Source organism: Gordonia sp. NB41Y, assembly GCF_030718915.1.
Classification (GTDB): Bacteria; Actinomycetota; Actinomycetes; order Mycobacteriales; family Mycobacteriaceae; genus Gordonia; species Gordonia desulfuricans.
The window spans coordinates 749,981-762,892 of record NZ_CP132196.1; the positions used below are offsets into that span (position 1 = coordinate 749,981).

Consider the following 12,912-nt stretch of genomic DNA (forward strand, 5'->3'; position numbering starts at 1 on the left):
AACCACCGGGTTGTCGCCGCCGCGCAGTAGATGTCGAGCGGGGGTGGATCAGTGCTGGTGCTTGATCACACCGCGAATGTTCTTGCCGGCCAACAGGTCGTCGTATCCCTCGTTGACCTGTTCGAGGCTGTATTCCCTGGTGATCAGCTCGTCGAGCTTGAGCTTGCCGTCGGCATACATCCGGACCAGGTTGGGAATGTCATAGGTCGGATTGCAGTCGCCGAACAGCGAGCCCTTGATGGTCTTGCGGAAGTAGCTCATCTCGGTGCTCGGCAGTTTGACGGTGATCTCGTCGATCCGGTTCAGCGCGGTCAGCACCATGATCCCGCCGCGGCCGATCATCGAGAAGCCGTCACTGACCTGCTCGGCGGTGATCAGGTCGGTGGTGATGATCGCCGAGTCGGCCCCCTGCCCGTTGGTGAGGTCGTCGATCGCGGCCTTGGCCTCGGCGGCATTGTCGAACGCCAGGGTCGCGCCGAGCTCGATCGCCTTGTCCCGCTTGTTCTGCAGCGGATCGATCACGATGATGTGCTCGGCGCCGGCGTGCTTGGCGCCCTGCACCGCGTTGATGCCGATGCCGCCGATACCGAAGATGACCACCATGTCACCGGGCTTGGTGTCGGCGGCATACACCGCCGATCCCCATCCGGTGGGCACACCACAGCCGACCAGGACCGCCTTGTCGAGCGGGATGTCGTCGTCGACCACCACGACGGAGTACTCGTTGATCACGTTGTACTGGCTGAAGGTGCCCAGCGTGCACATCGCGCCGTACTGCCCGCGCGGTCCGCTGATCGGCCATCGCGGGCCCGCCAGGTGTCCTTCGAGCATCGCGGCGTTCATGTCGCACACCGACTGGCGGCCGGTGGCACAGTACTTGCAGCGCCCACATGTGGGCGTGAACGAACAGATGACGTGATCGCCGGGCTTGACGCGCGTGACGCCCGGGCCGACCTCCTGGATGATGCCCGCACCCTCGTGGCCGAGGACCATCGGCAGTCGCGCGATGGTGTCGCCGATGGAGATGTGGACGTCGGAATGGCACAGACCGCCGTAGAGGTACTGGATGAGAACCTCGTTGGGACCGGGCTTGTCGAGGGTGAGTTCCTCGATCTCGATCGGCTTGCCCGGTTCGACGACGACTGCTGCTTGGGTCTTCATTGCGGTTTCCTCCGGTGTTCTCGATTCCGCCGGACGGCGGATATCGGGGGTGAATGAGATGGTTCGAACGATGAACTCTGGTGCACTGCCGGTCTTTTCACCGACACGTGCGCTGTCGGTGACCGGCCGGCCACATCAGGTGTGCTTGAGGTTGACCACGTGGACGTCGGTGAACTCCTCGACGCCGGTGCGGCCGAACTCCGCGCCCAGCCCCGACTGCTTGATCCCGCCGAACGGGACGTCGGGGGTCAGCTGGAAGTGGTGGTTGATCCAGGTGGTGCCGGCCTCGAGGCGGCCGGCCACGTCCATCGCGTTCTCGATGTCGGTGCCCCACACCGATGCACCGAGCCCGTACGGGGTCGCGTTGGCGCGGGCGATCGCGTCGTCGAGGTCGTCGTAGCGCAGCACCGAGCGGATCGGGGCGAAGGTCTCCTCGGCGACCAGCGGGCTGCTCTCGTCGATGTCGCAGACCAGCGTCGGGGCGATGTAGTAGCCCGGACGGTCGAGCGCGTCACCACCGGCGACGATCCGGCCGTCCCGGCGGGCCACGGTCAGGTGCTCGCGCGCCTTGTCGTACTGGACCTTGTTCTGCACCGGTCCCACCTGGGTCTGTTCGTCCAACCCGTGTCCGACGGTCAGCGCCGCGATCCGCCGGGACAGCGCCTCGACCATGGCCTCGTGCATCGACGACGGGACATAGATCCGCTTGATCGACACGCACACCTGGCCCGCATTCGAATAGGCCCAGGTGCACAGTCCTTCTGCGGTCTTCTCGACGTCGGCGTCGGCGAGCACCACGGCCGCGTCGTTGCCGCCGAGTTCCAGCGTCAGACGCTTGAGGGTGGGCGCACAGGCCGCCATCACGTGACGTCCGGTGACCGTGGACCCGGTGAACGAGACCTTGTCGACGCCCGGATGCGCGGTGAGTCGGCGCCCCAGATCGCCGCCGTCACCGACGATGTTGAACACCCCGGCCGGGATCACGTCGCGGATCAGCTCACCGAAGTACAGGGTCGCCAGCGGCGTGGTGGGCGACGGCTTGAGCACCATGGTGTTGCCCACGACCAGTGCCGGGGCGAGCTTGTAGAGGGCCTGGAAGAGGGGGAAGTTCCACGGCGTGATCGCGCCCACCACACCGACCGGCCGGCGGCGCAGTTCGACGCGGTTGGCGTCGTCGTCGCGCAGCACCTCGGTCTCCAGGCGGTAGTCGGCGAAGTACCGGGTGAAGTCGATCGACCAGCTCACATCGTCGCGTGCCTGGGTGATCGGCTTGCCCTGTTCCAGAGTGGTGAGCTGGGCGAGTTCCTCGTGGTGCGCGGCGAGGACGTCGGCCACCGCGTGCAGCACCCTGCCGCGCTCGGCGACGTCGAGTGCCGACCACGCCGGCAGGGCGCGGCGGGCCGCGGCGACGGCGAGGTCGAGCTGCTCGGACGAGGCCGCGGGAGCCTCGGCGATCTGTTCGGCGGTACCGGGATCCACCACCGCGACCCGGGACGCGCCGTCGACCAGCCGGCCCTCGATCAACTGGCCGAACCGCTTGGTCGCCGGGTCGAATCCCAACCGGGGAGTCGGGGTGAGAAGTGAGGTCATCGAGTTCCTCTCGAAGCGAGTGCCGACGGCACTGGGAAAGGTCGGGTGTGATGTCGAGCCGCGGGCTCCGATCGACTGCGTTGCGGGCCGGGGGGATCGACGGATTTCAGTCTTGCGATCTGCGTCACAGCTATCTGTTCGAGATCTGGACACCCGCCGATCGGGGGCGAACGGCGCGCCGCGTCGGCTACGGTGGTTCGCACCGCGGGTGGCTTCGAGCACATTCGGGGAGGTTCGTGCGACGCATCTCGCGTCCGTCGAGAGATCGCCCGCGGCAAGTGATGACGAGAGGTCCGTGACGATGATCGACAACTTCACAGCGACGGTCGCGATGATGTCCGCGAGCCGGTCGAGCCGTGTCCTGCAGGCCTCCTGGACTCGCTCCCGGCAAGCGGGTCTGGACCCGTCCAAACCGATGGATCCACCCACCGCGAGCGGGGTGGACACCGGGAGCCGCCTCTTCCGTGCGGCCGCACCGGTCCTGGATCGGGTGCGCGACGAGATCGACGGCGAGCGGTACTCGGTGATGCTCGTCGGCGCGCAGGCCGAGATGCTGACGACCGTCAACGGATGTCGGCCGATCGACACGGTGGTGGAGCGCATCGGTGCCACCCCGGGTGCGGTGTGGCGGGAAGACACCACCGGCACCAATGCCCTGGCCACCCCGTTCGAGACCCGCAAACCGCTGTTCGTCCGCGGCCGCGAGCACTACGTCGAGGGTCTGCACGACTACAGCTGTTACGGGCGGCCGATCTTCGATCCGGTCACCAAACGCCTCCTGGGCGTGCTCGACATCATGAGCGACGCCGGCGCCGAGTCGGCGTTGATGCGACCGTTCGTCGACTCGGCGATCATCGAGATCGAGCGCAACATCCGTCAGAGCGTCGGCAACCGCACCCGCTCGGTGATCCGGGCCTTCGAGGAGGCGGCCCGGCATCCGGCCGCGATCGTGGTGGCGATCTCGCGTTCGGTGGTGTTGCAGAGCTCGGCCGCCGCGCGGCTGCTGTCGTCCACCGATGTCGCGTTGTTTCAGCAGCTCGCCGACAACCTGCGGACGTCGACGACCGTCGAGGTCACGCTGGGCAGCGGACATCCGGCACGGGTGGAGCTGGCACCGGTGGAGAACTCCGACGGTGTGCTCGCGCGGGTGCACACCCGGCAACGGCCGATGGTCCCCCGCACCGCCGAACGCTTGCGCAGCTGGAGCCGGGTGCGGCAGTGGATCGAGGACTTCCCCGGCGGCTCGGGGTCGGGGGTGATCGTCGGCGAATCCGGCAGTGGCCGCACCACCGCCCTCGCCGACGCCGCCGGCGAGCTCGCGCGCTGCGCGATCGACGGCCGCACCCTGGACGAGGACGAGGCCGAACGCAGGCTACGGACCTTCGCCGCGCAGCCCGGCGATCAGCTCCTCACCATCGACGATCTCGACCGGCTGCCGACGGGCCCGCTGGGCATCGTCGAGGAGATCCTGGTCTCGGGGCGTCACCGCGTCCTGGCCGGCACCGGGATTCCCGATCCCGAGGACGCCTGCGCCACCCGGCTCCTGCACCTGTTCGAGAATCGGCTGGACCTGCCGGCGCTGCGCGATCAACGCTCGGAACTGCTCGCCACCCTGGACGAGCTGGCCGGACCGGGCGTGCGATATCGCTTCACCCCGCAGGCCACACGGGTACTCGAATCGTATTCGTGGCCGGGCAATCACCGGGAGTTGGCGTCGGTGTTGCGCGCACTGTCGCGGTCTCGCGGCACGGTGATCGACGTCGCCGATCTGCCCATCGAGCTGCGGATGAAGTCGACGGTCAAGACACTGACGCCGTGGCAGCAGGCCAGCTGCGATGCGATCATGCGGGCGATGGAGATCTCCCACGGCAACAAGGCGCACGCCGCGGACTATCTGGGTATCAGTCGCAGCACGCTGTACCACCACATCAAGGAGTACGGGATCATCGTCTAGTGCCGCGTGTCGTAAGTACCTAAATGGATTCAATGCTGCGAGAACGAGTTATGGCGAATTCTGCGGCTCCGGCATTGATGATCTGCGACAGTGACAGCGAGGAGTTGGAGCGGATCGTGCGGTCGACCACAGCCTCGGGGGGGTTGGTGATGCGGGCGCGGATTGTGTTGCTGGCCGGGCAGGGGCTGGCCAATACTCGGATCGCCGAACGGGTCGGCACGACGGTGGTGACGGTCTTGAAGTGGCGTAAACGCTACCTGCAACACGGAATCGCCGGGCTCGGTGATGCCGCACGCTCGGGCCGGCCCCGCACGCTCGACCATGCTGATGTCGTGGCCGCCACGCTCAGACCGCCACCGAAGAAGTACGGCGTCACCCACTGGTCCTCACGGTTGCTGGCAACGCATTTGGGTATCGGCAATGCCACGGTGGCCCGCGCGTGGCGGGAATACGGGGTACAGCCGTGGCGGGCGGGCACGTTCAAGTTCTCCACCGACCCCGAACTGGTCGCCAAGGTCACCGACGTCGTTGGCCTCTACCTCGCCCCACCGGACAACGCGATCGTGCTCTGTGTCGATGAGAAGTCCCAGATCCAGGCGCTCGACCGCACCGCACCGATGCTGCCGATACGGCCCGGCGCGATCGAACGTCACACCCACGACTACCGCCGCCACGGCACCACCACTTTGTTCGCCGCGTTGGAGATTGCGACCGGAAACGTCACTGCCACAGTCAAACCCAAACACCGGCACCAGGAGTTCCTGGCGTTTCTGCGTCAGCTCGATCGCGCCTACCCCGAGGGGGACCTGCATCTGGTCATGGACAACTACGCCACCCACAAAACCCCGGCCGTCAAAGCCTGGCTGGCCACTCACCCTCGATTCCAGGTGCACTTCACCCCGACCTCGGGCTCATGGCTCAACCTCGTCGAAGTCTGGTTCGGCATCCTCGACCGCCAAGCCATCCGCCGCGGAATCTTCACCTCCGTCAAAGACCTCAACGCGAAGATCCGGGCATTCATCAACGGCTGGAACACCCGCAAACACCCCTTCGTTTGGACCAAAACCGCCGACGAGATCCTCGCGAAAGCGCAACCGCCTACCAATTAACGACACGCGACACTAGCATCCGGGCCCGCGGTCGCCTGGTCGGACCCACCGTCGCCCACCTCCTGCCACCCGCGCCCGAACCCGATATGCCCTGCACCGCCGGCCGTGCAGCCGTGCAGCCGTGCACACGACTGTGTGCATCTGGGCATTGCCGGACACCGGACGGTGACGCAGAGTCGATACCGACCCACCTTCCGAACCGGATGACCGAACAGGGATATCCGGCAACGACATCCGAACAAAGGCCCACCAGATGTCCACTCTCATCGCCCTGCCCCGAATCCTGCGGATCGGCGCCGACGCCCTCGCCGACCTCCCCGCCGTCCTCGCCGACATGGGGTGTCGACGCCCGCTGATCGTCACCGACGACTACCTCGTCTCCACCGGTGCGGTCACCCGGATCGGTGAGGGACTCCGCGCGGCCGGGATCGAGTTCGCGGTGTTCGGTGACGTGGTCCCCGATCCCACCACCGATTCGCTGAAGCCGGCCGCAGACCTGGTCCGGACCGAGGGGTGCGACGCCGTGATCGGCTTCGGCGGGGGAAGTTCCATGGACACGGCCAAGGCGGTGGCCCTGCTGGCGACCACCGACCGTCCGATGCGCGAGTTCAAGGCGCCCACGCTCACCGACGAGCCGCTGCTGCCGATCATCGCCATCCCGACCACCGCGGGCAGCGGTTCGGAGGCGACGCGTTTCACCGTCATCACCGACTCGGAGACCGGCGAGAAGATGCTGTGCCCGGGTATGGCGTTCCTGCCCACCGCGGCCATCGTCGACCACACGTTGACCTCGTCCATGCCACCGCGGCTGACCGCCGACACCGGTATCGACGCACTGACCCACGCGGTGGAGGCCTACGTCAGCCGCAAGGCCAATCCGTTCAGCGATTCCTTTGCGCTCACCGCGATCTCGACGATCGGCCGGTACCTGCGGCGCGCCTTCGCCGACGGCGCGGACGACCAGGCCCGAGAACACATGATGCTCGCGGCCACCCAGGCCGGTATCGCATTCTCCAATTCCAGTGTGGCACTGGTGCATGGCATGAGCCGACCGCTCGGCGCGCATTTCCACATCAGTCACGGCATGTCCAATGCCATGCTCTTCCCGGCGGTCACCGAGTTCTCTGTCGGCGCGGCCACCGCCCGGTACGCCGACTGCGCCCGCGCCTACGGTGTGGCCGACGACGATCATTCCGACGAGGCCGCCGCAGCGCTGTTCGTCGCGGAGCTTCGTCAGCTCAACCACGACCTCGAGGTGCCCGCGCCGCACGACCTGTCGATCGACCCCGACCAGTGGGCAGGACTCCTGCCGACGATGGCCGAACAGGCCCTCGCCTCGGGCTCGCCGCAGAACAATCCCGTGGTACCCACCGCCGACGAGATCGCCGCGATCTACCGCAGCATCTTCTGAGGTCGGCGCCTCGCCACCGGCCGGCGGGAACTCCCCTCGGCCTGCGGGGGCGCTGAATCCCGTGGTCACGTCGTCGAATTCGGGTGCGGAGGCCTCGACACGCCTCGTCGCTACGCTCCTCGTCGGCTCGACCACCGTAAACAGCGCCCCGACCACCACAATCAGCTGCAGCACAACACTTCTCACCGCACATACGGTTTGATGGTCGAGACCTCGGCAACCCACCCACAGACCAAACCCCGTGGTCACGTCGTCGAGCCCGGGTGCGAAGGCCTCGACACGCCTCGTCGCTACGCTCCTCGTCGGCTCGACCACCGTGAAAAGTGCCTCGCCGCAGTCAGAACCTGATGGTCGAGCGGTGACCTCCGCAACCCACCCCGCAAACACCACCCTCATTTCGACACAACATCCGCAGATCAAGCAGAAGGGCCGAAACCCCATGTCATCGTCCGTACTGACCGCCACCGTCGACCACTGGATCAACGGCGGTCCGGTCACCGCCACCCCCGACACCCCGACCACCGATGTCTACTGCCCGGCCACCGGCGAGGTCACCAAGCGCGTTCCGGCCGGTTCCCGCACCGACGCCGAGGCCGCCGTCGCCAGTGCCGCCGCGGCATTCCCCACCTGGTCGGCGACCCCGGCACACATCCGCGCGCGGGTCATGTTCGCCTTCCGCGACAAGATGCTCGCCGACATCGACCGGCTGGCCGCCATCATCTGCGACGAGCACGGCAAGGTGATCGACGATGCGAAGGGTGAGCTGCAGCGCGGGATCGAGGTGATCGAGTTCTCCTGCGGCATAGCCGATCTGCTGAAGGGAGAGGTCACCGAGAGCATCGGCACCGGCGTCGACGGCATGTCGATGCGCAAGCCGCTGGGCGTGGTGGTGGGTATCGTGCCCTTCAATTTCCCGGCCATGGTCCCGCTGTGGATGGCACCGATCGCACTGGCCTGCGGGAACACCTTTGTACTCAAGCCGTCGGAGAAGGTGCCGACCCTGGCGATGGAGATGGCCGCGATGCTCTCCGAGTCCGGTCTGCCCGACGGCGCGTTCAACGTCGTCCACGGTGGCGGCGAGGTGGTGGACACCCTGATCACCGACCCGCGCGTCGAGGCGGTCAGCTTCGTCGGGTCCACGCCGGTCGCCGAGCACGTCCACCGCACCGCGACCGAGGCCGGCAAACGCGTCCAGGCGCTCGGCGGGGCCAAGAACCACCTGGTGGTGCTGCCCGACGCCGACATCGACAACGTGGTGAGTGCACTGATGGGTTCGGCCTACGGCTCGGCCGGTGAACGCTGCATGGCGATCTCGGTGGTGGTGCCCGTGGGCGACCAGGTGGCGCAGGCGATCCGCGACCGACTGACCGAGCGGATCGCCGAACTGCGCGTGGGTCCGGGCACCGAACCCGGCATCGAGATGGGTCCGCTGGTCACCGACGCGCACCGCGACCGGGTGATCGGCTACATCGACACCGGGGTCGCCGAGGGCGCCGAACTCGTGGTGGACGGACGACACGGGAAGTCGTCGACCGGGTTCTTCCTGGGCGCGTCGCTGTTCGATCACGTGACACCCGACATGCGGATCTATCGGGAGGAGATCTTCGGACCGGTCCTGAGCATGGTCCGGGCCGACACCTTCGCCGAGGCACTGGATCTGGTCAACTCCCACGAGTTCGGCAACGGCGCGGCGCTGTTCACCTCCGACGGCCGCGCCGCCCAGACCTTCGTCTCCGAGGTCCGCGCCGGGATGGTCGGCGTCAACGTGCCGATCCCGGTCCCGATGGCGTTCCATTCCTTCGGCGGCTGGAAGCGCTCCCTGTTCGGCGACCACCACATCCACGGCCACGAAGGTGTCCGTTTCTACACCCGCTACAAGACCGCCACCGTCCGGTGGCCCCAGGCGGGCTCCGCACTCGCCGAGTACGTCATGCCGACGGCCAAGTAGGTCCTACGGCCGGCCCGGTGGGGCCGTCCAGGTGGAGTCACGAAGGCGTGGAATCTCGTGTCGGTGGAGATCGAGCGTCAGGAACCCCCGCCTGGGCGGACCCGGTCGGGCGCAACCGTAACCGGGCGGGAAACGTCCCCGGGCGGAACCCCTATCTACAAGAAACCGGATCGGATGGAACCGCGGCGGGGGTCAGCTGCGTCCAACCCTTCGTAGCATCCCTGCGACCGAGGAGTCCGCCGTGTCCCCCACCCCGCCGTCATCACTGTTCAACCCGCTGTCCCGGCTGTTCGGATCGGACTCGAACCGGTTCGGGGTGGATCCAGACCAGATCTCCGCACTGTCGGACACCTGGCGGTCGCAGGGGAACGCGGTCGGCGGGATCGGATTCGACGCGCTGACCGTCGACGGCGAGGGCAGCCGGGTGATCACCGCATTGCGTGCCACCGGCAAACCCGCACTCGCGGCCACCGAGTCGATCTCCGACCGGCTCATCTCGATGGCGGTGGCGCTCGAGGCGTTCAGTGCCACCAGTGAGACGCAGGACGACTCGGTGGCCCATGTCTTCGACCTGATGACCGATCGCTGATGCGGCCGACCATCTCCCAACTGCGGTCGTGGAATCCGGACGGCATCACCGGGGCCGGCGAGTCGGCCCAGCAGGGTGCCGGTGTCCTCGATCTCGCGGCGACGACCGTCGCCGTCGCCACCCAGATCCCGTCGCACTGGCACGGGATGACCAAGGATGCCGCGTCCTACCGTGTCCGGCAGGAGACCGACCACGTCGAGGAGGTCCGCAATGTGCTGCAACAGGTCGCCGACGAGGCCAAGGACGCCGGTACAGACCTGAGTCATGCCCGTGCGGTGGCGCTCCGCGAGGTCGATGCCGCGATCGGTGCCGGTTTCACCGTGACCGACACCGGCCAGGTCTCACATCGTTCCGCCTCACGGGCCCGGGAGGCCGCGACGATCGCGGCGGCGATCGACCGTGCGCTGACGTTCATCGACGACACCGACGAGACCTACGGCGCCCGGCTCGACGACCTGCGTGCGGATCTGGCGGCGATGATCGACGGCCAACCCCCGGTGACCATCCCGGGCATGGGGACGGTGGATGCCGACGAGGCGGTGCGGCGGCTGCAGGCGATGACGATCGAGGAGCGCCGCACACTGCTCGAGCGTCTGTCCCCCACCGACATACGCCGCCTCGTCCAGGCCGACCCGCGGGTCCTCGGGAACCTCGACGGCGTCCCGTTCGAGCAGCGGGGCATCGCCAACGAGATCAATGTCCGCAATGCACTCGCCGCCGAGATCCGCGTCAACGGTGACGATTCCCCGCGGGCCCGCACCCTTCGCGACATGTTGGGCCAGAAGAACACCACCGCCGCCGCCGCGCACGACTCACCGATCGGCCAGGCCGATCCCGACGACATGCAGGCCGAACGCACGATCATCGCCTTCGACAACACCCGCCTGGGCCGTTCCATCGAGATGGTCGGCCCGCTCGGTCGCGGTACCCGCAATGCCGCGGTGTTCATACCCGGCACCGGCACCAACCTCGACTCGGTCGGCGGAAGCAACCGGACGGTCGCCTGGAACCTGGCCAAACGCACCGACGGCCCGGTCTTCACCTATCTGGACGGCGATCTGCCCCAGGAGATCGTGCGCACCGAACCGTTGCAGAGCATCCCCCGCTTGTTCGGCGGGCTCGGTCCCGGGATCGCCGGACTGCCCGGTCATCTCGCCGACGCGGTCGACGAGAGTGCGGTCGACCCGCATTTCGCCGCCGACATGGCACCGCGGCTGAAGTCGTTCGGGCAGGCCCTCGACGCCGAACTCGACGCGGTGGCCCCCGGCGCCACCACCACCTACATCGGGCACTCCTACGGCGGCTCGGTACTCGGGACCGCCGAGCAACTCGGGCTGCGCGCCGACAACGTGATCTATGCGTCGTCGGCGGGCACCGGTGTCCTCGACGGTCCGTGGCACAACCCCGCCGAGAACGTCCGGCGTTACTCGTTCACCGCGCCCGGCGACTTCATGGAGTATCTCCAGGGCGTCCCGTTCGGACCCCACGGAGCCGACCCCGACGAGGTGCCGGGCGTGGTGCACCTGGAGATGGGTACCTGGGGCGACGGCACTCGACCGATCACCGGGCCGAACGGACACGGCGCCTATTGGGACGACCCGGAGTCGACGCCGTTCCGCAACACCGTGGAGATCATCAGAGGCAACCATCCCGACACCCCACCCAACCCGGCACCGCCGATCCCGGAACGCCCCACACCCGAACTCCCGACTCCGAGATCGATTCTCGAACCGCTGATTCCCCGGCCGCTGATTCCCGGGCCACCGGGACGGTCGGGCAGTGGCCCGACCTCACCGGAGGACGTCCCGTTCACTCCCTGACGCCGGCGGTCCCGCGCCATCCGCCGATCAGCCGCAGGCTGTGATAGATCACCAGCGCGGCGATCGCACCGATCGCGATACCGCCGAAGCTGAGTCCGCCGATCGTCCAGGTGAAATCGGCGATGCCGAGCACCAGCGGGATGGCGGCGGTGAACTGGTTGATGGGTTTGCCGAAGTCCACCCGGTTGGTGACCCAGATGTGGATGCCGATGATGCCGACCAGACCGTAGAGCGCGGTGGTCACGCCGCCGAGCACACCGGCCGGGATCGCCGCGATCACCGCACCGACCTTGGGGCACAGACCCAGGATGATCGCGGCGGCACCGGCCACCCAGTAGGCGGCCGTCGAGTACACCTTGGTCGCGGCCATCACACCGATGTTCTCGGCGTAGGTGGTCGTCGCCGATCCGCCGCCGCTGCCGGCGAGCACGGTGGCCAGGCCGTCGGCGGCCAGCGCACGGCCGATCCGGTTGTCGTAGTCGGCGCCGGTCATCATGCTCACCGACTTGACGTGCCCGATGTTCTCGACCAGCAGGACGAGCACCACCGGCAGGAAGGTGGGGATCACCGACAACGAGAAGGTGGGAGTGGTGAAGTCCGGCAACCCGATCCAGCCCGCCGACTCGATCCCGGAGGTGTCGACCTCACCGCGGACGAAGGCGAACAGGTAGCCGAGCACCACGCTGAGGAAGATCGCCAGACGTCCGAGCAGCCCCCGGAAGAATGCGATCGAGGCCAGCAGCAGCACCAGGGTGACGGTCGCGGTGACGGCGCCCTGCTCGAAGTTGTTCTTCGCCGCCGGCGCCAGGTTGAGACCGATCAGCGCGACGATGGTGCCGGTGACGATCGGCGGCATCGTCACCTCGATCCACTGTGTACCAACGAAGTTCACGATCACACCGATGACGACGAGCAGTGCGCCGACCACCACGATGCCGCCGAGTGCCGACGAATGTCCGTGCGAGGCCACCGCGGCGGTCACCGGGGCGATGATCGCGAAACTCGAGCCGAGGTAGCTCGGCAGCCGGTTACGGGTGATCAGCAGGAACAGGACGGTGCCGATACCGGAGAAGAACAGCGTCGTCGACGGCGGGAACCCGGTGAGCACCGGGACCAGGAAGGTGGCGCCGAACATCGCGACCACATGCTGCAGGCCGATCCCGATGGTGCGCGGCCAGCTGAGCCGCTCCCCCGGTGCGATCACCACCCCGTCGTCCACCTTGGTCCAACTCAGCATCCGCAACCCGCGGTCATCGCCGTTTGTCATGCGCAACAGTGTGCGCGACGGGCCGGTCCGGCGCGCACAAGCCCCGTTGCACGCCGCTGGTCA

The 12,912-nt window shown here is 67.6% G+C and carries 9 protein-coding genes; 6 read left to right on the forward strand and 3 right to left on the reverse strand.

What is annotated here, in order from left to right; all coding sequences use genetic code 11:
* Positions 1 to 48: 48 nt before the first annotated feature.
* A complete protein-coding gene (locus Q9K23_RS03155) occupies positions 49 to 1,161 on the reverse strand; it encodes an NDMA-dependent alcohol dehydrogenase (RefSeq protein ID WP_020792962.1) in 1,113 nt (370 codons plus the stop codon).
* Positions 1,162 to 1,296: 135 nt separating this feature from the next.
* On the reverse strand, positions 1,297 to 2,751 hold the full coding sequence (locus Q9K23_RS03160; protein WP_053777944.1) for an aldehyde dehydrogenase family protein: 1,455 nt from the start codon (positions 2,749 to 2,751) through the stop codon (positions 1,297 to 1,299).
* 415 nt (positions 2,752 to 3,166) lie between these two features.
* Between Q9K23_RS03160 and Q9K23_RS03165 the strand changes: the two genes are divergently transcribed.
* From Q9K23_RS03165 to Q9K23_RS03190, 6 genes are all read left to right on the forward strand, one after another.
* Complete coding sequence (locus tag Q9K23_RS03165) at positions 3,167 to 4,705, forward strand: helix-turn-helix domain-containing protein (protein WP_261978019.1); 1,539 nt, start codon at positions 3,167 to 3,169, stop codon at positions 4,703 to 4,705.
* A 77-nt stretch (positions 4,706 to 4,782) separates the two neighbouring features.
* Entirely contained in the window at positions 4,783 to 5,814 is a 1,032-nt protein-coding gene (locus tag Q9K23_RS03170) for an IS630 family transposase (RefSeq protein ID WP_305950530.1), read from the forward strand.
* 253 nt (positions 5,815 to 6,067) lie between these two features.
* On the forward strand, positions 6,068 to 7,225 hold the full coding sequence (locus Q9K23_RS03175; protein WP_020790583.1) for an iron-containing alcohol dehydrogenase: 1,158 nt from the start codon (positions 6,068 to 6,070) through the stop codon (positions 7,223 to 7,225).
* A gap of 439 nt (positions 7,226 to 7,664) precedes the next feature.
* Entirely contained in the window at positions 7,665 to 9,173 is a 1,509-nt protein-coding gene (locus Q9K23_RS03180; RefSeq protein WP_305950386.1) for a CoA-acylating methylmalonate-semialdehyde dehydrogenase, read from the forward strand.
* Positions 9,174 to 9,414: 241 nt separating this feature from the next.
* Positions 9,415 to 9,762, forward strand: a complete 348-nt coding sequence (locus tag Q9K23_RS03185; protein WP_020792341.1) for a hypothetical protein — start codon at positions 9,415 to 9,417, stop codon at positions 9,760 to 9,762.
* Positions 9,762 to 11,582: an alpha/beta hydrolase gene (locus Q9K23_RS03190; RefSeq protein ID WP_020792339.1), complete on the forward strand. Its 1,821-nt coding sequence runs from the start codon at positions 9,762 to 9,764 to the stop codon at positions 11,580 to 11,582. The genes Q9K23_RS03185 and Q9K23_RS03190 overlap by 1 nt, the downstream gene beginning before the upstream one ends.
* On the opposite strand, the gene Q9K23_RS03195 is transcribed toward Q9K23_RS03190, so the two are convergent.
* Positions 11,572 to 12,819, reverse strand: a complete 1,248-nt coding sequence (locus tag Q9K23_RS03195) for a solute carrier family 23 protein (protein WP_238403627.1) — start codon at positions 12,817 to 12,819, stop codon at positions 11,572 to 11,574. The genes Q9K23_RS03190 and Q9K23_RS03195 overlap by 11 nt on opposite strands.
* Positions 12,820 to 12,912 lie beyond the last annotated feature (93 nt).

Excerpts from the sequence above, each read along its gene's own strand:
- Q9K23_RS03195 (WP_238403627.1), bottom strand. The coding sequence starts at position 12,819 with ATGCTGAGTTGGACCAAGGTGGACGACGGGGTGGTGATCGCACCGGGG.
- Q9K23_RS03175 (WP_020790583.1), top strand. The coding sequence starts at position 6,068 with ATGTCCACTCTCATCGCCCTGCCCCGAATCCTGCGGATCGGCGCCGAC.
- Q9K23_RS03155 (WP_020792962.1), bottom strand. The coding sequence starts at position 1,161 with ATGAAGACCCAAGCAGCAGTCGTCGTCGAACCGGGCAAGCCGATCGAG.
- Q9K23_RS03170 (WP_305950530.1), top strand. The coding sequence starts at position 4,783 with ATGATCTGCGACAGTGACAGCGAGGAGTTGGAGCGGATCGTGCGGTCG.
- Q9K23_RS03180 (WP_305950386.1), top strand. The coding sequence starts at position 7,665 with ATGTCATCGTCCGTACTGACCGCCACCGTCGACCACTGGATCAACGGC.
- Q9K23_RS03190 (WP_020792339.1), top strand. The coding sequence starts at position 9,762 with ATGCGGCCGACCATCTCCCAACTGCGGTCGTGGAATCCGGACGGCATC.
- Q9K23_RS03160 (WP_053777944.1), bottom strand. The coding sequence starts at position 2,751 with ATGACCTCACTTCTCACCCCGACTCCCCGGTTGGGATTCGACCCGGCG.
- Q9K23_RS03165 (WP_261978019.1), top strand. The coding sequence starts at position 3,167 with ATGGATCCACCCACCGCGAGCGGGGTGGACACCGGGAGCCGCCTCTTC.